At 65.6% G+C, this 18,969-nt stretch carries 18 protein-coding genes; 11 read left to right on the plus strand and 7 right to left on the minus strand.

Going from position 1 to position 18,969, the window contains the following annotated elements; all coding sequences use genetic code 11:
• Positions 1–27: 27 nt before the first annotated feature.
• From can to asnS, 5 genes are all read right to left on the minus strand, one after another.
• Positions 28–690 carry a carbonate dehydratase gene (can, locus tag GIW57_RS09770; protein ID WP_236510324.1) on the minus strand — a complete coding sequence of 221 codons (663 nt, stop codon included), beginning with the start codon at positions 688–690 and terminating at the stop codon, positions 28–30.
• A gap of 73 nt (positions 691–763) precedes the next feature.
• A complete protein-coding gene (locus GIW57_RS09775) occupies positions 764–1,402 on the minus strand; it encodes an FMN-binding negative transcriptional regulator (protein WP_230112633.1) in 639 nt (212 codons plus the stop codon).
• 9 nt (positions 1,403–1,411) lie between these two features.
• On the minus strand, positions 1,412–1,726 hold the full coding sequence (locus tag GIW57_RS09780) for a hypothetical protein (protein WP_025876872.1): 315 nt from the start codon (positions 1,724–1,726) through the stop codon (positions 1,412–1,414).
• A gap of 7 nt (positions 1,727–1,733) precedes the next feature.
• Positions 1,734–2,033 (minus strand): hypothetical protein, encoded by a 300-nt coding sequence (locus GIW57_RS09785; protein ID WP_006376524.1) that lies wholly within the window; start codon positions 2,031–2,033, stop codon positions 1,734–1,736.
• Positions 2,034–2,066: 33 nt separating this feature from the next.
• A complete protein-coding gene (asnS, locus tag GIW57_RS09790; RefSeq protein ID WP_100460442.1) occupies positions 2,067–3,461 on the minus strand; it encodes an asparagine--tRNA ligase in 1,395 nt (464 codons plus the stop codon).
• A gap of 130 nt (positions 3,462–3,591) precedes the next feature.
• On the opposite strand from asnS, the gene GIW57_RS09795 reads away from it, so the two are divergent.
• The 4 genes from GIW57_RS09795 to rplI all read left to right on the plus strand — a co-directional run bounded on the left by GIW57_RS09795 (position 3,592) and on the right by rplI (position 5,376).
• Positions 3,592–3,930: an iron-sulfur cluster assembly accessory protein gene (locus GIW57_RS09795; protein ID WP_012511555.1), complete on the plus strand. Its 339-nt coding sequence runs from the start codon at positions 3,592–3,594 to the stop codon at positions 3,928–3,930.
• 208 nt (positions 3,931–4,138) lie between these two features.
• Entirely contained in the window at positions 4,139–4,576 is a 438-nt protein-coding gene (rpsF, locus tag GIW57_RS09800; RefSeq protein ID WP_025876882.1) for a 30S ribosomal protein S6, read from the plus strand.
• A gap of 11 nt (positions 4,577–4,587) precedes the next feature.
• A complete protein-coding gene (gene rpsR, locus GIW57_RS09805) occupies positions 4,588–4,818 on the plus strand; it encodes a 30S ribosomal protein S18 (RefSeq protein WP_002804494.1) in 231 nt (76 codons plus the stop codon).
• Between the two features lie 105 nt (positions 4,819–4,923).
• Complete coding sequence (gene rplI / locus GIW57_RS09810; protein ID WP_025876905.1) at positions 4,924–5,376, plus strand: 50S ribosomal protein L9; 453 nt, start codon at positions 4,924–4,926, stop codon at positions 5,374–5,376.
• Positions 5,377–5,484: 108 nt separating this feature from the next.
• Here the strand turns inward: rplI and GIW57_RS09815 are convergent, their stop codons facing one another.
• Positions 5,485–6,072, minus strand: a complete 588-nt coding sequence (locus GIW57_RS09815; RefSeq protein WP_236510326.1) for a DUF1963 domain-containing protein — start codon at positions 6,070–6,072, stop codon at positions 5,485–5,487.
• A gap of 1,001 nt (positions 6,073–7,073) precedes the next feature.
• Between GIW57_RS09815 and smc the strand changes: the two genes are divergently transcribed.
• Together smc and zipA are read left to right on the plus strand one after the other, a co-directional pair.
• On the plus strand, positions 7,074–10,577 hold the full coding sequence (smc, locus tag GIW57_RS09820) for a chromosome segregation protein SMC (RefSeq protein WP_236510329.1): 3,504 nt from the start codon (positions 7,074–7,076) through the stop codon (positions 10,575–10,577).
• 46 nt (positions 10,578–10,623) lie between these two features.
• A complete protein-coding gene (zipA, locus tag GIW57_RS09825; protein WP_236510332.1) occupies positions 10,624–11,361 on the plus strand; it encodes a cell division protein ZipA in 738 nt (245 codons plus the stop codon).
• Positions 11,362–11,513: 152 nt separating this feature from the next.
• Here zipA and GIW57_RS09830 read toward each other — a convergent pair whose 3' ends face one another.
• Entirely contained in the window at positions 11,514–12,638 is a 1,125-nt protein-coding gene (locus GIW57_RS09830; protein WP_236510335.1) for a pyridoxal phosphate-dependent aminotransferase, read from the minus strand.
• A gap of 182 nt (positions 12,639–12,820) precedes the next feature.
• Here GIW57_RS09830 and ligA point away from each other — a divergent pair, with 182 nt between their 5' ends.
• The 5 genes from ligA (at position 12,821) to mtnA (ending at position 18,762) form a co-directional block, all read left to right on the plus strand.
• Positions 12,821–15,292: an NAD-dependent DNA ligase LigA gene (gene ligA / locus GIW57_RS09835; RefSeq protein ID WP_236510471.1), complete on the plus strand. Its 2,472-nt coding sequence runs from the start codon at positions 12,821–12,823 to the stop codon at positions 15,290–15,292.
• A 51-nt stretch (positions 15,293–15,343) separates the two neighbouring features.
• Positions 15,344–15,829 (plus strand): GNAT family N-acetyltransferase, encoded by a 486-nt coding sequence (locus GIW57_RS09840; RefSeq protein ID WP_100460434.1) that lies wholly within the window; start codon positions 15,344–15,346, stop codon positions 15,827–15,829.
• A complete protein-coding gene (gene epmA / locus GIW57_RS09845) occupies positions 15,826–16,782 on the plus strand; it encodes an EF-P lysine aminoacylase EpmA (RefSeq protein ID WP_100460433.1) in 957 nt (318 codons plus the stop codon). Before GIW57_RS09840 ends, epmA begins: the two co-directional genes overlap by 4 nt.
• Before the next feature lie 137 nt (positions 16,783–16,919).
• Positions 16,920–17,651, plus strand: a complete 732-nt coding sequence (locus GIW57_RS09850) for a DUF3011 domain-containing protein (protein WP_236510474.1) — start codon at positions 16,920–16,922, stop codon at positions 17,649–17,651.
• A 46-nt stretch (positions 17,652–17,697) separates the two neighbouring features.
• A complete protein-coding gene (gene mtnA / locus GIW57_RS09855) occupies positions 17,698–18,762 on the plus strand; it encodes an S-methyl-5-thioribose-1-phosphate isomerase (protein WP_236510337.1) in 1,065 nt (354 codons plus the stop codon).
• Positions 18,763–18,969 lie beyond the last annotated feature (207 nt).

Here is an 18,969-nt window from a genome sequence, read left to right on the forward strand (position 1 = left end):
GCATGGGGGTGTCCGTGGGAGGGAGGGTCAGTCGCGGCGGCCGCGGCGCGGAACGTAGGACAGGGCCTTCTCATATGCAGCCTGCAGGTCTTCCGGTGCGCCCACGTCGATGCCCATTTCGCGCACGCGGCCATCCTTCAGGCTGTACACCCAGCCGTGCACCATCAGCTTCTGGCCGCGTGCCCAGGCGTCCTGCACGATCGTCGAGCGGCAGGCGTTGACCACCTGCTCGATCACGTTCAGTTCGCACAGGCGTGCATGCTTCAGCTCCGGCTCCTCGATCGCATCCATGATCGCCGCGTGCTTCTGTGCCACGTCACCGACATGGCGCAGCCAGTTGTCGGCCAGGCCCACCCGCGTGTTGTTCAAGCTGGCGTGCACGCCGCCGCAGCCGTAATGGCCGACGATCAGGATGTGTTTCACCTTCAGCTGGTCCACGGCGTACTGGATCACGCTGAGGCAGTTCAGGTCGGTGTGCACCACCACATTGGCCACGTTGCGATGCACGAACACCTCACCCGGGGCCATGCCGATGATCTGGTTGGCCGGCACGCGCGAGTCGGAACAGCCGATCCACAGGTATTCCGGATGCTGCTGCTTGGCCAGCTGATGGAAGAAGTCCGGGTCTTCCTTCTCGATCCGGTCTGCCCATTCGCGGTTGTTCTGCAGCAGCTTGTGGATGTCTTTCATGTTCGGGGTCCCTGACGTCGGGTGGGGGCAAGGCGCGGCCGTTCTGGTCGCGTCGTCGCGGGAAACAGGGCGCTCAGCTGCCTGCGGCGGCTTCGTCGCGATACCGGCGCATCCACTGCGCCAGTTCGGTGGAATGGGGGTTGTCGAGGCGTTCCAGTTCGGCGATCGCCGCCTGCTGGTTGGCCTCGGGGTGGTTCTGGCTCAGCTTCAGCTTCAGCTGCACCTGTTCGACGGTGAAGCGGAAGCCGACGATGCCGCGCAGCTGGCGGCGGTGGTCGTCGCGCTCGGGCTCGAACTTCCACGCCTGGCCGACGCTGGCCTCGAAGTGGTTGCTGATATCGCTGACCAGCTGGGCGAGGGCATCGGTCTCGTCGAAGGGCTGCAACTGGCCGCGCAGCTCGGCGGCGGCGTAGTTCCAGGTAGGTACCCGCGCGGCAGGCTCCTTGTCCGGGTACCAGCTGGCCGATACATAGCCATGCGGCCCGTCCACCAGCACCTTGGCCGCACCGCTGTGGCGTGCCTGCGGGTTGGCGCGGGCCCAGTGGCCGCGCAGCTCGATGTGGTCGCCGTCGCGCTGGTACAGCACCGGCAACCGGGTCAGCTCCGGCAAGCCATCGCCACCGGCGGTGAGCACGGTGACGAATGGATCACGCGCCAGCAGGCGATCCAGCCACTGCAGGTCGGTCTGTGCGAAAGCGCGCGGGGTGAACATCGGTTGGCCTCAGGCGCGACTGCCGAGTGACTGCACCATGCGCCCGCGCAGGCCTTCGTCGCTGCCCGCCTGCGGTGGCTGCACTTCATGCAGCGAGAAGCCGCGTACCAGCGCATCTTCTTCGTCCAGGCCGTCGTACTCGACGAACTCGGCGTCGAACAGCTGCGAGCGGGCGGTGTCCTCGCTGTCGTAGCTCAGCGTATTGCCATCGCTGTCGAGCACTTCGGCGGTGCCAGCCTCTCGGATGCGCAGGCGTGCCCAGATCAGGGTGTTGCCGAGGCTGGCCAGCCACCAGCTGTCACGGACGTGGGAAAGGTCGTTCATGTGTGTATTACCAGAGCGAGGCCAGCCAGAGCAGGGCAGCCATGCCCAGTCCAGCCAGCAGGGTCAGCAGCGATACCCAGGCGGGCGTCGCCAGCCCGGACAGCGACCGGTCCGGCTGGGTGCGGTATTCGCGCCGCAGCAGCCAGCCCAGCGCATCGGGCTTGAGGAAGGCGCCACTGCCGAAGCGCTGCGCCAGCGCCGGATGGCGATCGCGCACATGCACCAGGGTCAGCGGCCAGAAAATCACGAAGGCACTGAACCCGGCCACTGCCACGCCGACGAAACACAGGGCGAAGAACAGGGTCATGGGGGCAGTACCTCCGTGGTCGTGCGTGTGGGCTTAGAAGTCCGCGCTGCCCGGGGCGCGCGGGTAGGGGATCGCATCGCGGATGTTGGACAGGCCGCAGACGTAGACCACCAGGCGCTCGAAGCCCAGGCCGAAGCCGGCGTGCGGCACCGAGCCGTAGCGGCGGAAATCGCGGTACCAGCTGTAATGCTCGCGATCCAGGCCGAACTGCGCCATGCGTGCATCCAGCACATCCAGGCGCTCCTCGCGCTGGCTGCCGCCGATGATCTCGCCGATGCCCGGGGCCAGCACGTCCATCGCGGCGACGGTCTTGCCGTCATCGTTCAGGCGCATGTAGAAGGCCTTGATGTGCTCGGGGTAGTTGGTCACCACCACCGGGCGGCCGACGTGTTCCTCGGTCAGCCAGCGCTCGTGCTCGGTCTGCAGGTCCAGGCCCCATTCGACCGGGAAGTCGAATTTCTTGCCGGACTTCTGCAGCAGGGCGACCGCATCGGTGTAGTCGATGCGCTCGAACGGCGCGTTGATGAAGTCTTCCAGCTTGGTGATCGCGTTCTTGTCCACGCGCTCGGCGATGAAGGCCAGGTCGTCGCCGCGCTCGTTGAGCACCGCGCGGAACAGGTATTTCAGGAATTCTTCCGCCAGGCGTGCGTCTTCGGCCAGGTCGGCGAAGGCGATTTCCGGCTCGATCATCCAGAACTCCGCCAGATGGCGGGTGGTATGGCTGTTCTCGGCGCGGAAGGTCGGGCCGAAGGTGTACACCTTGCTCAGCGCCAGGCAGTAGGCCTCGACGTTCAGCTGGCCGGACACGGTCAGGAAGGTTTCCTTGCCGAAGAAGTCGCGGCTGAAGTCGATCCCGCCCTGGGCGTCACGCGGCAGGTTCACCATGTCCAGCGTGGACACGCGGAACATCTGGCCGGCGCCTTCGGCATCGGAGGTGGTGATGATCGGGGTGCTGATCCAGTTGAAGCCGTTCTCGTGGAAGAACCGGTGCACGGCCTGGGCCAGGCAGTTGCGGATGCGGGTGACCGCGCCGAACAGGTTGGTGCGCGGGCGCAGGTGCGCCACTTCACGCAGGAACTCCGGCGTCATCGGCTTGGGCTGGATCGGGTAGGTGAGCGGGTCTTCGACCCAGCCGACCACCTCGACCGCGCTGGCCTGGATCTCAAACGACTGGCCCTTGCCCTGCGACTTCACCAAGGTGCCGGTGGCCACCAGCGAGCAGCCGGTGGTCAGGCGCTTGATCTCGTCGAAGTTGGCCAGTGCGTCGCCGGCCACGACCTGGATCGGGGCGAAGCAGGAGCCGTCGGTCACATTCACGAAAGCCAGATTTGCTGAACCGCGCACCGTGCGCACCCAACCGCGTACCGTGACTTCGCCACCTTCCGGGATCTTCCCGGCAAGCGCATGTTCAACGCTGACCACCGTCATGACTTGAATCCTCTGCTGATCGACTCGATCTCTGAACACGGGAGTTTACCGGTTGCAGCGTTCTGCTTGCGAGGCATTTCTGCGGTCATCGGCTCCCTATAATGTCCCGGTACCTCTGGAGTGATCCACCATGGCTGTCAGCCTGACCCCTATTGCCTTCGAGCGCGTGCAGCGCTTCGTCGCCCAGACCCCCGGCGCGCTGGGCCTGCGTTTTGGCGTGACCAAGACCGGTTGCTCGGGCTGGGGCCACGTCACCGACCTGGCCCGCGACGAGCGCGCGGACGACACCGTGTTCGACCAGGACGGGGTGAAGATCTATGTCGACGCCAAGAGCCTGGCCCTTGTGGACGGCACCGTGATCGACTTCGGCAAGCACGGCCTGAGCGAGACCTTCACGTTCAGCAACCCGAATGCCACCGCCGAGTGCGGCTGCGGCGAGAGCTTCACCACCGACGCCGACAAGGCCTGAGCCCCGCTTGGGTGGGGGCTGACCTTGGTCGGCACGGGAGCAGGGCGCCCCCGATTCAGGTGGCCCGGTTACCCACCGGTTGCCCAGCCCCCCCATCTGCGCCATAATGCGCGGCTTCCTGCCTCCCTGGCAGGATCCCTTGCCCCACCGCGGTATCAACGGCGGGGGGCTGTCCGGCCGCAAGGCCACATCCGAAAGGTAGAAAAACATGAGTCGTCATTACGAAATCGTGTTCATGGTCCACCCGGACCAGAGCGAGCAGGTCCCGGCCATGATCGAGCGCTACAAGTCGCTGGTCGAGAACGGCAACGGCACCATCCACCGTCTGGAAGACTGGGGCCGCCGCCAGCTGGCGTACCCGATCCAGAACCTGGTGAAGGCGCACTACGTGCTGCTGAACATCGAAGTCGACCAGGCTGTTCTGACCGAACTGACCGAGAGCTTCCGCTTCAACGACGCCGTGCTGCGCAACCTGGTCATCAAGCGTGACGAGGCTGACACCGAGCAGTCGCTGATCATGAAGAGCAAGGACGAGAAGGGCGACAAGCCCGAGCGTGGTGAGCGTCGTCGTCGTGATGACGAAGAAGGCGAAACCACCCCCGCCGCTGACAACGATGCCGGCGACGACGCCGCTTCGGCCGCCTAAGGAGCACTGACATGTCCAAGTTCTTCCGTCGCCGCAAGTTCTGCAAGTTCACGGCCGAAGGTGTCAAGGAGATCGACTACAAGGATCTCAACACCCTGCGCCAGTACCTGACCGAGAACGGCAAGATCGTGCCGAGCCGCGTCACCGGTACCAAGTCGAAGTACCAGCGTCAGCTGGCGACCGCCGTCAAGCGCGCTCGCTTCCTGGCCCTGATTCCGTACACCGACAACCACGACGTCTGATGCCGGCGGGGCAGCTTCGCGCTGCCCCCGCTGTGCCAGCTATTCGGACAGCCTTTGTTGCGGGGCCCGCGCCTCGCTAACGAATAACTTATCTGGAGCAATACCATGCAGCTGATCCTCCTGCAGAAAGTCACCAACCTCGGCAACCTGGGCGACCTGGTCGACGTGAAGCCGGGCTACGGCCGTAACTTCCTCGTGCCGCAGGGCAAGGCCGTTCCGGCCACCGAGAGCAACAAGGCCGAGTTCGAAGCCAAGCGCGCTGATTACGAAGCCAAGGCCCAGTCCATCCACGCTGAAGCCGAAGCCCGCAAGGCCAAGCTGGAAGGCGCGAGCGTGACCGTCGCCGCCAACGCTTCGACCGAAGGCAAGCTGTACGGCTCGGTCGGCGCGCGCGAAATCGCCGATGCCTTCACCGCTGCCGGCCTGGCGCTGAGCAAGAGCGAAGTCATCCTGGGCGAAGGCGCCTTCCGCAACATTGGCGAGTACGAAGTCCTGGTGCACCTGCACGCGGACGTCGAGACCACCGTCAAGGTCGTGGTTGAAGCCGAAAAGGCCTGATCCCACGCCGCAAGGCCTGGTATCACCAGAACGGGCGCCCGCAAGGGTGCCCGTTTTGTTTTGGGCGATGGCCGGGTATGTAGAGTCGAGCCATGCTCGACTGGTTGTTCAGGTGGCCTGGATGACGAATCGACCGCAGTCCATTGAAGGTGCGGGAATGTTGCGTTCAAGCAGCAGGTATCCCATTCCGCCGACAAGAATTCCTCGATGCGTTGGCGCTGCCCGGTTCAAGCGGGAACTGTTGATCTGGAGGATGAATTCCCGTCCTTCACTGCAATCATCCTGGAGCCAGGTAGGAATTCCGCCGATTTTGGCGATTCCATTTTGGGCGTCATCTGGGATGGAAGCTGCGTCAGTGTTGATCAGACACGGGTCAAATGGGAGTGCTGCGCTGCGTGCACCGAGTGCGTGAGGTACATAGGCGATGACACGTCCGCCAGCCTGTATAGCGGTCTCGATATAGGCATCATCACGAACGTCATAGGGTGTGAAAATCGAAACGCAGAGATTCGCTTTGATAGCGATCTTCGGAGCGTGCGCTTGAACGAACGGCGCAGGGAGGCTTGCCAGATGAAGCATTGGCTTCCCCGTGGCGTCGCTTGGCCACTGGGCATCGGCAGGCAGGTATGGTGCGCCTCCCAGAAAGGCCCGATCCGGAGCTTGGCAACGATCACCAAATACCATTTCTCGATACATGCATTAGTCCGATGAACTTTGGGCCTAGAAAGCACTGATTTGCCCTCGCCGACCATCAATACGAATCAACCAAGCGACGTTGGGCTGACTCATCACTTGCCTTAGGTTGTTTGAATGACGAATCGCCCGCAGTCCGTCGAAGGTGAGGGAATGTTGCGATCAAGCAACAGATAGCCCATCCCCCCGACCAGGATTCCTCGATGCGTCGGAGCTGCCTTATCAAGATCGAATTCGTCGAATTGAAGGACGAACGCTTGGCCCTCCGATTGGTCATCCTGCAGCCAGTAAGGCCGCCCACCAATCTTCGAACCTCCGTGAGGTGCTTCGCCCTCAGCCACCGCCGTCCCGGCGCAAATGTGCAGTGATCCAATCGGAGCGCAGGGAGAAGGCGTCGGTTCACGCCCGGGCCAGTGAGCAATTACACGACCGCCGTGGCTCATGGCTTCTTCGAATCTCTGCTCGTCCGAGGTGAGGTACGGCGTGAAGACCGAAATGATCAGCCCGGGCGCTAGGTCGAGTCCGGGGACGTGGTTTCGAATGAATGTGGTCGGAAAGCTAGCCAGGTGAAGCAAAGCGTGTCTATGGATGCTGGTTGGCCAAGGGGCGCGGGCATCCAGCCAAGCGGTTCCTCCGAGCACGGGAACGGTCGCCGCGTCGTAGGTGGGAGTAAATGAAAGCGGTCGGTACATCCGTCCATCCTGCACAGCTTCTGTTGTAGAAGGCTGCGACTCGGTTCAGTAACCAATAAATATCAATAACTTGCACTTTGCTCGTTGGCTGGGTAGTCCGTCGCGCCGGGCGTAAGGCGACATCGGGGTCCACTCCACGGGCTCTCCGCGCCCGTCATCCCGCCCGTGGAACATTGGCCCCGCTATACTCATTCCATTGCGTCACCCTTGGCCCTATTGAATTCTTTTGAAATCAAGGGCTTGAGGTGCTGGCTGACCTGACATCCACTATGGTGGCGGCCGTAAGGCCCTTGCCCGGAACCCAATCACGCCATGCGTCTTTCCACGATCAAGCTGTCCGGCTTCAAGTCCTTCGTCGATCCGACCACCCTGCACCTGCCGACCAACATGACCGGCGTGGTGGGCCCCAATGGCTGCGGCAAGTCGAACATCATCGATGCGGTGCGCTGGGTCATGGGCGAGAGCTCGGCCAGCCGCCTGCGTGGTGACTCGCTTACCGACGTGATCTTCTCCGGTTCCAATGCCCGCAAGCCGGTTTCGCAGGCCACCGTCGAGCTGATCTTCGACAATTCGGATCACACGATTTCCGGTGAGTACGCCTCGTTCAACGAGATCTCGGTCAAGCGCACCGTCAGCCGTGACGGCAGCAGCAACTACTACCTCAACGGCACCAAGTGCCGCCGCCGCGACATCACCGATCTGTTCCTCGGTACCGGCCTTGGCCCACGCAGCTACTCGATCATCGAGCAGGGCATGATCAGCCAGATCATCGAGGCGCGCCCGGAAGACCTGCGCGTGTACCTGGAAGAGGCCGCCGGCATCTCCAAGTACAAGGAGCGCCGCAAGGAAACCGAGACCCGCATCCGCCACACGCGCGAGAACCTGGACCGCCTGGGCGACCTGCGCGAGGAAATCACCAAGCAGCTTGAACACCTCAAGCGGCAGGCCAAGCAGGCCGAGCAGTACCAGGCGCTGCAGGAAGAGCGCCGGGTCAAGGACGCCGAGTGGAAGGCGTTGGAGTACCGCGGCCTGGATGGTCGCCTGTCCAAGCTGCGCGAGGGCCTGTCTCAGGAAGAAACCAAGCTTCAGCAGCTGATTGCCGACCAGCGTGACGCAGAGGCGCGGATCGAGACCTCGCGTGTGCGCCGCGAGGAGGCCGCCGACGCGCTCAACGCCGCGCAGGCCGAGGTCTACCAGGTGGGCAGCACGCTGGCCCGTCTCGAACAGCAGATCCAGCACCAGCGCGAACTGTCGCAGCGCCTGCACAAGGCGCGCGATGAAACCCGCCAGGCACTGGCCGAACTGGGCCAGCACATCAGTGGTGACGAAGCCAAGCTGCTGGTGCTGCGCGAAGCGGTCGATGCGGCCACCCCGCAGCTGGAAGCGCTGCAGGAAGAGAACGAGATCAAGCAGGAAGGCCTGCGCGAGGCGGAAGCGCGGTTGTCCGATTGGCAGCAGCGTTGGGAGCAGCACACGTCGCAGAGCTCGGAAGCCTCGCGCGCCGGCGAGGTCGAGCGCACCCGCGTGGACTACCTGGACAAGCAGATCCTTGACGCCGACCGTCGCCGCGAAGCGCTGGCGGCCGAGCGCGCAGGCCTTGACGTGGATGCGCTGGATGAAGTCTTCGAACAACTGCACCTGCAGCACGACACGCAGAAGACCGCGCTTGATGAACTGACCGAACAGGTCGAGGAGCGCAAGCACGGTGTCGCCGCCGTGCAGGAGCAGCAGCGCAACGGCCAGAACGAACTGGCCGAACTGCGCAAGCAGGTCAATGGCCTGCGCGGTCGCCTGTCCTCGCTGGAAACCCTGCAGCAGGCCGCACTCGGCCAGGAGCAGGGCGCGGCGGTGGCGTGGCTGAAGTCGCGTGGCCTGGATTCGGCCGCACGCGTCGGCGAACGCCTGGATGTCGATGCCGGCTGGGAAAACGCAGTGGAAAGCGCCCTCGGCCAGTTGATCGAGGGCGTGCTGGTCGATGACCCGGCCAGCCTGGTCGATGCGTTGGGCGAGCTGGGCGAAGGCCGCATTGCATTGGTCGCCAATGACGGCGCGGACCTGAAGGTCGCACCGACCTCGCTGGCTGCACGCGTGCGTGGCCCGGCGCCGATCCGCCGCCTGCTTGCGCGCCTGCACGGTGCGCGCGACCTGGGCGAAGCCAATGCCCTGCAGGCCAGTCTGCCCGAGGGCGATTCCATCATCACCCAAGGCGGTGAACGCCTGGGCGAGGGCTGGGTGCGCGTATCGCGCTCCGGCGCCGCCAAGCAGGGCGCGCTGCTGCGCGAACGCGAAATCAACGAGCTGCGCGAGCAGATCGAGCAGCTGCAATCGCGCGAAGCCGAACTGGAAGAACAGCTGGCCGGTTTCCGTGAGCATCTGTTGGCGGCCGAACAGCAGCGCGAGGATGCGCAGCGGGCGCTGTACCTGGCGCACCGCGCGGTGTCCGAACTGGCTGGCCAGTTGCAGGGCCAGCAGGGCAAGGTCGAGGCGGCACGTACGCGCATCGACCGCATCGAAGGCGAGCTCAGCCAGTTGCTCGAGACCCTGGACATCAATCGCGAGCAGGCGCGTGAAGCGCGTTCGCGGCTGGAGAATGCGGTCAACAGCATGGGCGACTTGGAGTCGAACCGGCAGGGTCTGGAGGGCGAACGCCGTCAGTTGACCGAGGCGCGTGATCTGGCCCGCGACGCCGCCCGTGCGGTGCGCGAGCGATCGCATGCATTGGCGCTGACCCTGGAATCGCAGCGTGCCCAGGTGGCCTCGTTGAGCCAGGCGCTGGAGCGCATGAACACCCAGCGTGGCCAGCTGGATTCGCGCCTGGGCGAACTGCATTCGCAGCTGGACGAAGGCGATACACCGGTCGAGTCACTGCAGGCAGAGCACCAGAACGCGCTGGAAGAGCGTGTGCGTGCTGATCGCGTGCTGACCGAGGCGCGCACGCTGCTGGATGGCATCGACGCCGAGCTGCGCAATTACGAGCAGACCCGCCACCAGCGCGACGAGCAGGCGTTGGCCCAGCGCGAGCGAATTTCGCAGCGCAAGCTGGACCAGCAGGCATTGGTGCTCAGTGCCGAAACCCTGCAGGGCGCAGTGGAGAAGGCCGGTTTCGTGCTGCAGGATGTGATCAACACGCTGCCCGAAGAGGCGCGCCTGGGCGACTGGGAACAAGCCGTGCACCAGATCGATGGCCGCATGCGCCGGCTGGAGCCGGTCAACCTGGCCGCGATCCACGAATATGGCGAAGCGTCGCAGCGCTCGGAGTATCTGGACGCCCAGCACGTGGATCTGACCACGGCGCTGGAGACCCTGGAAGATGCGATCCGCAAGATCGACCGCGAGACCCGCGGCCGTTTCAAGGACACCTTCGATCGGGTCAACGCTGGTGTGCAGGCGCTGTATCCGCGCCTGTTCGGTGGTGGCCACGCCTACCTGGAACTGACCGGTGAAGACCTTCTGGACACCGGTGTGACCATCATGGCGCGCCCCCCGGGCAAGCGGGTGTCGAGCATCTCGCTGCTGTCCGGTGGCGAAAAGGCGATGACCGCCGTGGCACTGGTGTTTGCGATCTTCCAGCTCAACCCGGCGCCGTTCTGCCTGCTGGACGAGGTGGACGCGCCGCTGGATGAAGCCAACGTCGGCCGCCTGGCCAACATGGTCAAGGAAATGAGCGAGAAGGTGCAGTTCCTGTTCGTCAGCCACAACAAGGCCACGATGGAAGCGGCGCACCAGTTGTCGGGTGTGACGATGCGCGAACCGGGCGTCAGCCGCCTGGTCAGCGTGGACCTGGAAGAAGCCGCGCGATTGGCGGGCGCGGCCTGACGTGCCATCCTAGTTGCCTGAATGAACTAGCCGGAGAACCTAACGAATGTCCGACACGGCACTGTTGCGCATCGGCGTCCTGGCCGCCGGCCTGCTGTTGGTCGCTGCGATCTTCCTGTTTGGCCGTCCCAAGAAGAAGCCCCAAGGCCGTCGTCTGGACAGCGCCGAGCCGGCAAGCGGCGAGCGCCGCGAGCCGGTGCTTGGCGAGGATGGCGTGCCCGTGGCTGATGGCCGCGTCGAGCCTGGCATGGGCGATGCGGTCGAGCAGGCCGAGCTGGGACTGCCCGACGTCGATGGCGCGGCCAGCGACCTGGGCAAGCGCGCGACCCAGGATTTCGACAAGATCGTTTCATTGTTCGTGGCCGCCCGCGCCGGCGAACAACTGCGTGGCGAAGACATCGTCGTGGCAGCGGAGAAGACCGGCCTGGTGTTTGGCCACATGAATGTCTTCCACCGGCTGGTCGAGGGGCATCCCGAACGGGGCCCAATCTTCTCGATGGCCAGCATCATGAAGCCGGGCAGCTTCGACATGGGCAACATCCGCGCCATGGAAACCCCGGCCATTGCCTTCTTCCTGACTCTGCCGGCGCCGCTGACCGCGCTGGATGCCTGGGAGAAGATGCTGCCGACCGTGCAGCGCATGGCCGAGCTGCTCGATGGCGTGGTACTGGATGACGGCCGCAACGCGCTCGGTCGCCAGCGCATCGCCCATATCCGTGATGAGCTGCGCGCCTATGACCGCCAGCACCAGGCCCCGCCGCTGACCAAGACCCCGCGCTGGTAAGCGCAGCAGGTCCTGGCGTGCCGACCAACGATCGGCACGCACCAGACCAGTAGATCCACGCCATGCGTGGATGGGGGCACTCAGGTTCTGCCGGTAGTAGATCCACGCCATGCGTGGATGGGGCGAACCAAGGTTCGCCCCCACCAACAGGGTCAGGCCGGTACGCCCGCCACCTTCGCGAACGCGCTGCGGAAGCGCGCCATCTCTTCCTCGGTGCCCACGGTCACGCGCACGCGCTGCGGCCAGATCGGCCAGCTGCGGCCGATCACCACGCCGTTGTCCGCCATGGCCTTGGCGAAGGCCGCGCCGTCACGCTGCACATCCACCACGAAGCAGTTCGCTTCGGTCGGCAGGCAGCTGAAGCCACGCTTGCCCAGCCAGGCGATGGTGCTCTGCCGGACCTTGGCATTCTGCAGTCGTCGCTGCGGGATCAGCTGCGGGTCACGCAGGCTGGCCAGTGCCGCTGCAAGTGCGGGCACGGGAAGCGGGTTCTCGCCCAGGCTGGCCAGCTCGCGCAGGCGCTCGGGATGTGCCGCCGCCACGCCAAGACGCAGGCCGGCCATGCCGTACAGCTTGGAGAAGGTGCGCAGCACGATCAGGTCATCGCGCCGGGCCACCTGTGCAATCAGGCTGGGCTGCTCGCTGTACTGCAGATAGGCCTCGTCCAGCAGCACGCGGGTGCCGGCGGGCTTGTTGGCCAGCAGCCAGGCCAGCTCCTCGGCGGGGCTTATCGAGCCGGTGGGATTGTTGGGATTGCACACGTACAGCAGGCCGGTTGGTCGCGCGCGCGCGGCTGCAACCATCGCGCGCAGGTCGTGCGCACCATCGTTGCGCAGTGGCACCTTCTGCACGTGGGCGCCGCGCGCGGCTGCCATCTCACCCAATGTCTCGAAGGTCGGGTCGGCCACCACCAGGCCCGCCTGCGGGCCGGTCCACAGCGTCGCCGCACGGTTCAGCGGTTCGCTGGAGCCCGGATACAGGCGCACGTGGTCGGCGGGAATTCCGGCCAGGGCGACGAAGGCATCGCGCACCTCACCGGCCAAGGCGAAGCGGTAACGCCCGCAGCTGGCGATGCTGTCGCGTGCCGCCTGCTGGGCGGCGGGCGAGGGGCCGTATGGGCATTCGTTGAAGTTCAGCAGCACCGCGCCCACATCGGCGTTTGGCGCGGCAACGGTCGCTGGCTGTGCCTGGGCCGACCGGGGCAGGCCGCTGCCGGCAAGGGCGAGGCCGGCGCCGGCCAGTTGCAGGAAGTGGCGACGGGAGGCGGGCAGGGTCACAGGGGCGGTTCCGGAAGGGCGACCGACGCACGCTAGCGCTGGCAGTGATTGCCGGCAAGCGGTTGCGTAGAGCCGGTGCCACGCTCGACTGCTGTTCGCTGCCCGTTGAGCCTTGCTCGACGCTACAGACAGGGCCTGACGCGCAGGCGCGGTAGAATTCACGGCCATCCCAGAACCCGCGGATTCCGATGAGCCCCAGCCCCGCCGAACGTGCTGAAGACCTGCGCCGGCAGATCGCCCAGGCCAATCGCGCCTATCACGAGCTGGATGCGCCGGAGATCCCCGATGTCGACTACGACCGTCTGGTGCGTGAGCTGGAGGCGCTGGAGCGCGAGCATCCTGATCTTGCCCGTGCCGACAGCCCGACCCAGCAGGTGGGCGCCCGCCCGTCGGGACGCTTCGCCGAAGTCACCCATGCGGTGCCGATGTTGTCGCTGTCCAATGCCTTCAGCGATGAGGAAGTCGCCGACTTCGTACGCCGCATCGATGAGCGTCTGCGCCGCGGCACTCTGCGTTTTTCCGCCGAACCGAAGATGGACGGCCTGGCGATCAGCCTGCGCTACGAGGATGGCCATTTCGTGCTGGGCGCCACCCGTGGCGATGGCAGCACCGGCGAGGACGTGACCGCCAACCTGCGCGAGATCGGCGACATCCCCAAGCGCCTGAAAGGCAAGGACTGGCCGGATGTGCTGGAGGTGCGCGGTGAGGTCTACATGGCCCGCGCCGATTTCGAGGCCTACAACGAGCGCGCGCGCCTGCACGGTGGCAAGGTGCTGGCCAATCCGCGCAATGCCGCCGCCGGTTCGCTGCGCCAGCTCGACCCGAAGATCAGCGCGCAGCGCAGGCTCAGTTTCTTCACCTACGGTACCGGTGACGTGCAGGGCGGTGAGTTGCCCGATACGCATTCGGGCACGCTGGCACAGCTGCGCGAATGGGGCTTCCCGGTCAGCGACCTGTGCAAGGTGGTGGAGGGCAGCGACGGCCTGTTGGCGTACTACCGGGACATCGGCGAGCGTCGTGACGGCTTGGCATTCGATATCGATGGCGTGGTCTACAAGCTCGATGATCGCGCCGGCCAGCAGACCATGGGCTTCGTTTCGCGCGCACCGCGCTGGGCCATTGCGCACAAGTTCCCGGCGCAGGAACAGAGCACCACGCTGGAAGCCATCGAAATCCAGATCGGCCGCACCGGTGCTGCCACCCCGGTGGCACGTCTTGCGCCGGTCGCAGTGGCTGGGGTGATCGTCTCCAACGCCACCCTGCACAACGCTGACCAGATCGCGCGCTTGGACGTGCGCGTGGGCGACAGCGTGATCGTGCGCCGTGCCGGCGATGTGATCCCGGAAGTGGTCAGCGTCATCCTCGACCGTCGTCCTGCGGGTACCACGCCCTGGCAGATGCCGACCAGCTGCCCGGTGTGCGGCTCGGAGATCGTTCGCGAGGAGGGGGCCGCCGCGTGGCGCTGCTCGGGCGAGCTGTCCTGCCCGGCGCAGCGCAAGGAAGCCATCGCCCACTTCGCTTCGCGGCGGGCGATGGATATCGACGGCCTTGGCGACAAGTACATCGAAACCCTGGTGGACGCCGGCATCGTCAAGAGCGTGGCCGATCTGTACCGCCTCAGCCGCGACCAGCTGCTGCACCTGAAGCTGGTGCTGGATGCTGAAGACCCTTCCGCACTCGCAGCCAGCCTGAAACTGCACCTGCCGGCCGAAGGCAGCGGCGCGGTGCTCAACGCCGTGTTGAAGCTGGATGGCAACGATGCGCGATGGCGCGCGCAGGCATTGGCGCAGCCGGCAGCCTTCGAATGGAACACGAAGAAGATCGCCACCAAGTGGGCGGACAACCTGATTGCCGCGATCGACGCCAGCCGTGATGCGACGCTGGAACGGCTGCTGTTCGCGCTGGGCATCGAGCACGTTGGCGAGAGCACCGCCAAGGCACTGGCACAGTGGTTTGGCGATCTGGCGTTGATCCGCCGTCTGCCGTGGCCGCTGTTCAAGCGCGTGCCGGATATCGGTGGCGAGGTGGCACGCTCGCTGGGCCACTTCTTCGAACAGGAAGGCAACCAGCAGGCCATCGATGCACTGCTGCAGGTGGGGCAGGTACGCATCAGCGACGTGCATCCGCCGAGCGCAAAGCTGCGCGAAGGTCTTGACCTGGCCCAGCTGCTGGTTGAAGCGGAGATTCCCGGCATCACCCGCCTGCGTGCCGAGAAGCTGGTCGCCGCACTGCCCAGCGCACAATCGGTGCTGGACGCCGAGCAGGGCCAGTTCGTCAATGCCGGCCTGCCCGATGACACCGCGCGCGGCGTCGCCGACTGGCTGGACAGCGAGGGCCATGGCGCGATACTGCTGGCAGCCGAAGTGGAGATGAAGCACATCCTGGCCAGCGCACCGGCCCTGGCCGAAGTGGTGGCCGGGCCGCTGGACGGGCAGACGGTGGTGCTCACCGGCACGCTGGCCCAGCTCAATCGCGATACCGCCAAGGAGCGCCTGGAGGCGCTGGGCGCCAAGGTATCCGGCAGCGTGTCGAAGAAGACCAGTTTCGTGGTGGCCGGCACCGAGGCCGGTTCCAAGCTGGACAAGGCGCAAGCGCTGGGCGTTCCGGTGTGGGATGAAGAGCGCCTGCTGGCCTACCTCGCCGAACACGAATGATGAACCGGCCGGGCGCGCAGGCGCCCGGCACGCAACCGCAAAGGAACACTGATGCAGACCGCCCCGCTGGATTTCCGCCTGGCCACCCGTGCCGACGAGGAACTGCTGATCGCGCTGATGCGCGATTTCTACGCCGAAGACAAGATCGAATTCGACGATGCGCGCGTGCGCCGTGGTGTCGATGCGCTGCTGGCCGATCCGCGCAACGGCGAAGTGCTGCTGTGGCTGGACGAGGCCGCAGCCGTCGTCGGCTATGCGGTGATCGCGATGGGCTTCAGCCTGGAGCAGGGCGGCCATTTCATGCTGTTGGACGAGCTCTATCTCAGCCATCGCGCGCGCGGCCGTGGCCGTGGCAAGCGGGCACTGGCCATCTGCGAACAGCGCGCGCGCGGGCGTGGGGTCAGCCGGCTGCGGTTGGAGGTCAACCATCACAACGAACTGGCGCGCCGCCTGTACCTGGCCAGCGGCTACATCGATGACACCCGCGATCTGCTGACCCTGCCGCTGGATCATCCGCGCACGGAGGGCATCCTGTGAGCGAAGCACTGCTGCGCAGCCTGCAACAGCGCGCCACCCTCAATGCGCTGGTGCGGCGCTTCTTCGCCGAGCGTGGCGTGCTGGAGGTGGAAACGCCGATCCTGTCGGTGGCGGGCAACACCGAGCCGAACATCGACAGCTTCCACACCGATTTCAGCGGCCACGTCGATGCGGGCGGTCGCCGCCGCTGGCTGCGCACCTCGCCGGAGTTTCCGCTCAAGCGACTGCTCGCTGCCGGCGTGGGCGATTGCTATGAGCTGGGCCGGGTGTTCCGCAATGGCGAAGCAGGCGGTCGACACAATCCCGAGTTCACCATGCTGGAGTGGTATCGGCTTGGCTGGGACCACCATCGGCTGCTGCAGGAAACCGCGGAACTGGTGGGGCAGGCACTGGCGCTGGTGGGGCGCAGCGCGACGTTGCGTGTGCTGAGCTATCGCGAACTGTTCCAGCAGCACGCCGGCGTGGACCCGTTCGATGCCGATGAGGCAACGCTGCGCGCCGCGCTGGGCGAGGTGCACATCGATCCGGTGGGCCTGACCCGCGATGACTGGCTGGATCTGTTGATGACCCACCGTATCCAACCGCATTTCGATGACGCGGTCATGACCGTCGTCCACGACTGGCCCGCCAGCCAGGCGGCATTGGCGCGCATCCGCGCCGGCACACCGCCGTTGGCCGAGCGTTTCGAGCTGTACCTGGGCGCGGTGGAACTGGCCAACGGTTATCACGAACTGAACGATGCGGCTGAACAACGCGCGCGTTTCCAGCATGACCTGCAGCGCCGCCACGCCCGCGGACAGGTGCAGCCCGCGCTGGATGAAGCGTTGCTGCATGCACTGCCTTTGATGCCCGACTGTGCCGGCGTTGCCGTTGGCATCGATCGCCTGTTGATGGCGATGCACCGTACACCGCGCATTGCAGATGTACTTGCATTCGATTTCGCCCACGCATGACCCGACGATTTCCCATGGACCTGGCAGGCTGAACGAAAACGCGCTTTTCCGCGCTTGATTCAGCAAGCACGATGATGCTCTTATCACAGCCGATACCGCACACTTGCGTCGTGGTTCATCCATTCATGGGGAAGGCTTTGGTCAAGTGGTTTGCGGTCGTAGCTGCACCGATGTACTCCGTGGCGATATGGGGTGGCCTGCTTCCGTCGACCGCATCGGCGCAGTCGATTGGCTATGACAGCGAAGTGGTGACCTGCGAATCCCGCGACATGGGCTGGGTGCACTGCGATATCGACATCAGCAACGGTGTCGACCTGATCCGCCAGTTGTCCAGCAACAGCTGCATCCGTGGCAGTGAGTGGGGCACCGACCGCAGTGGCGTGTGGGTGACCCTGGGCTGCCGCGCCGAGTTCCGCGCGCGCCGTGCAGAGAACGGTGCCGCGCCCTCGGCCGAGGGGCGCAAGCGTCTGGTGCGACGGGTCGTGCGCTGTGAGTCCAACGGTCGCCCGCAGAGTTGCCCTGTACGCCTGGATGGTGCGCCGGTGCGGCTGCTGCGGCAGCTGTCGGTGCTGCCGTGCCGGGAAGGACAGGGCTGGGGCTACAAGCGCAATGAGGTATGGACCACCCGGGGCTGCCAGGGTGATTTCGAGGTGGCCGACGAGCAGGGCCGTTTTGTCGACGTGCCGCGCCGGCTGACCTGCGAATCCAAGTCCAAGAAGCGCCGCTTCTGTGGCGCCAGCATCTCCACCAGCGCCATCATCTCCAACCAGCTTTCCAGCACCCCGTGCGAGGAAGGCAATACCTGGGGCTGGAACCGCAATGGCATCTGGGTCGACGGCGGCTGCCGCGCCGAATTCTCGGTGAACTGAATCCCGACGGGTCCATCCGCGCGTGGCGTGGCTCTACAATGGGCCCATGAACACTGCCACCGACCTCGACTACGCCCGCTACGACCACATCCGCCCGATCCTGTGGACCGGCGATACCCTGCAACTTCTTGACCAGCGCAAGCTGCCGTTCGTGGTCGAGCATGTGGCCTGCCATGACAGTGATGAGGTGGCCGCCGCCATCCACGCCCTGACCGTGCGCGGCGCGCCGGCCATCGGCATCGCTGCCGCCTGGGGTGTGGTGCTGGCCGCACGCGATGTGCACGCCGCCGACGGCACGCACGCCCTGCAGCAGCTGGAGCCGGCGCTGCAGCGGTTGAACGCCTCGCGCCCGACCGCAGTGAACCTGGCCTGGGCGCTGGCACGCATGCGGCGTTGCCTGGGGGCTGCCGGTGCCGACTGGAAGGCGCTGCTGGAGGCCGAGGCACAGGCCATCGCTGAAGAAGATCTGGCCGCCAACCGCCATATGGGTGCACTCGGCGCCGGCCTGATCGATGCCGGCAGCGGCGTGTTGACCCATTGCAATACCGGTTCGCTGGCCACTGCCGGCTTCGGTACGGCGCTGGGCGTGATCCGCGCCGGCATGGCCCAGGATCGCATCGCCCGCGTGTTCGCCGGCGAGACCCGGCCGTGGCTGCAGGGTGCGCGCCTGACCGTGTGGGAGCTGCAGCAGGACGGCATCGACGCGACGCTGATCGCCGACTCGGCCGCTTCGCACCTGATGAAGACCGGTGCCGTGCAGTGGGTGATCGTCGGCGCCGACCGGATCTGCGCCAACGGCGATACCGCCAACAAGATCGGCACCTACCAGCTGGCCATCGCGGCCCGCCACCACGGGGTGAAGTTCATGGTCGTGGCGCCGTCCTCGACGGTGGACATGGATACCGTGGACGGCAGCCAGATCGAGATCGAACAGCGCGATCCGGGCGAACTGTACGGCGTGGGCGGTACCCGCACCGTGGCCGAGGGCATCGCTGCCTGGAACCCGGTGTTCGATGTCACCCCGGGCGAGCTGATCGATGCCATCGTGACCGAGCGGGGGGTGATCCTGAACCCGACCGCAGAGAACATGCGCGCCGCCTTCGGCGGCTGACGCGGGCGCGGTCGAGCATGTCTGTAGAGCCGAGCCCATGCTCGGCTCAGCCGGGGAATCCACCACAGCCGAGCATGGGCTCGGCTCTACAGGGGCTGCTGAACCCCCTAAGTTCCTGATTTGTGCCGGTAAAATCACCGTAAAAGCAGGCGGAAAACGGCCCCGTGTGGTAGAATCCAGCGGTTGAATCGAGGTTCCGGCACGACC

Origin of the sequence: Stenotrophomonas sp. PA-6-5C (assembly GCF_021605635.1) — a bacterium.
Lineage (GTDB): Bacteria > Pseudomonadota > Gammaproteobacteria > Xanthomonadales > Xanthomonadaceae > Stenotrophomonas > Stenotrophomonas lactitubi.

What these genes read in the sequence shown, in the direction of transcription:
- can (WP_236510324.1), bottom strand. Translation starts at nt 690, where the DNA reads ATGAAAGACATCCACAAGCTGCTGCAGAACAACCGCGAATGGGCAGAC.
- GIW57_RS09775 (WP_230112633.1), bottom strand. Translation starts at nt 1,402, where the DNA reads ATGTTCACCCCGCGCGCTTTCGCACAGACCGACCTGCAGTGGCTGGAT.
- GIW57_RS09780 (WP_025876872.1), bottom strand. Translation starts at nt 1,726, where the DNA reads ATGAACGACCTTTCCCACGTCCGTGACAGCTGGTGGCTGGCCAGCCTC.
- GIW57_RS09785 (WP_006376524.1), bottom strand. Translation starts at nt 2,033, where the DNA reads ATGACCCTGTTCTTCGCCCTGTGTTTCGTCGGCGTGGCAGTGGCCGGG.
- asnS (WP_100460442.1), bottom strand. Translation starts at nt 3,461, where the DNA reads ATGACGGTGGTCAGCGTTGAACATGCGCTTGCCGGGAAGATCCCGGAA.
- GIW57_RS09795 (WP_012511555.1), top strand. Translation starts at nt 3,592, where the DNA reads ATGGCTGTCAGCCTGACCCCTATTGCCTTCGAGCGCGTGCAGCGCTTC.
- rpsF (WP_025876882.1), top strand. Translation starts at nt 4,139, where the DNA reads ATGAGTCGTCATTACGAAATCGTGTTCATGGTCCACCCGGACCAGAGC.
- rpsR (WP_002804494.1), top strand. Translation starts at nt 4,588, where the DNA reads ATGTCCAAGTTCTTCCGTCGCCGCAAGTTCTGCAAGTTCACGGCCGAA.
- rplI (WP_025876905.1), top strand. Translation starts at nt 4,924, where the DNA reads ATGCAGCTGATCCTCCTGCAGAAAGTCACCAACCTCGGCAACCTGGGC.
- GIW57_RS09815 (WP_236510326.1), bottom strand. Translation starts at nt 6,072, where the DNA reads ATGTATCGAGAAATGGTATTTGGTGATCGTTGCCAAGCTCCGGATCGG.
- smc (WP_236510329.1), top strand. Translation starts at nt 7,074, where the DNA reads ATGCGTCTTTCCACGATCAAGCTGTCCGGCTTCAAGTCCTTCGTCGAT.
- zipA (WP_236510332.1), top strand. Translation starts at nt 10,624, where the DNA reads ATGTCCGACACGGCACTGTTGCGCATCGGCGTCCTGGCCGCCGGCCTG.
- GIW57_RS09840 (WP_100460434.1), top strand. Translation starts at nt 15,344, where the DNA reads ATGCAGACCGCCCCGCTGGATTTCCGCCTGGCCACCCGTGCCGACGAG.
- mtnA (WP_236510337.1), top strand. Translation starts at nt 17,698, where the DNA reads ATGAACACTGCCACCGACCTCGACTACGCCCGCTACGACCACATCCGC.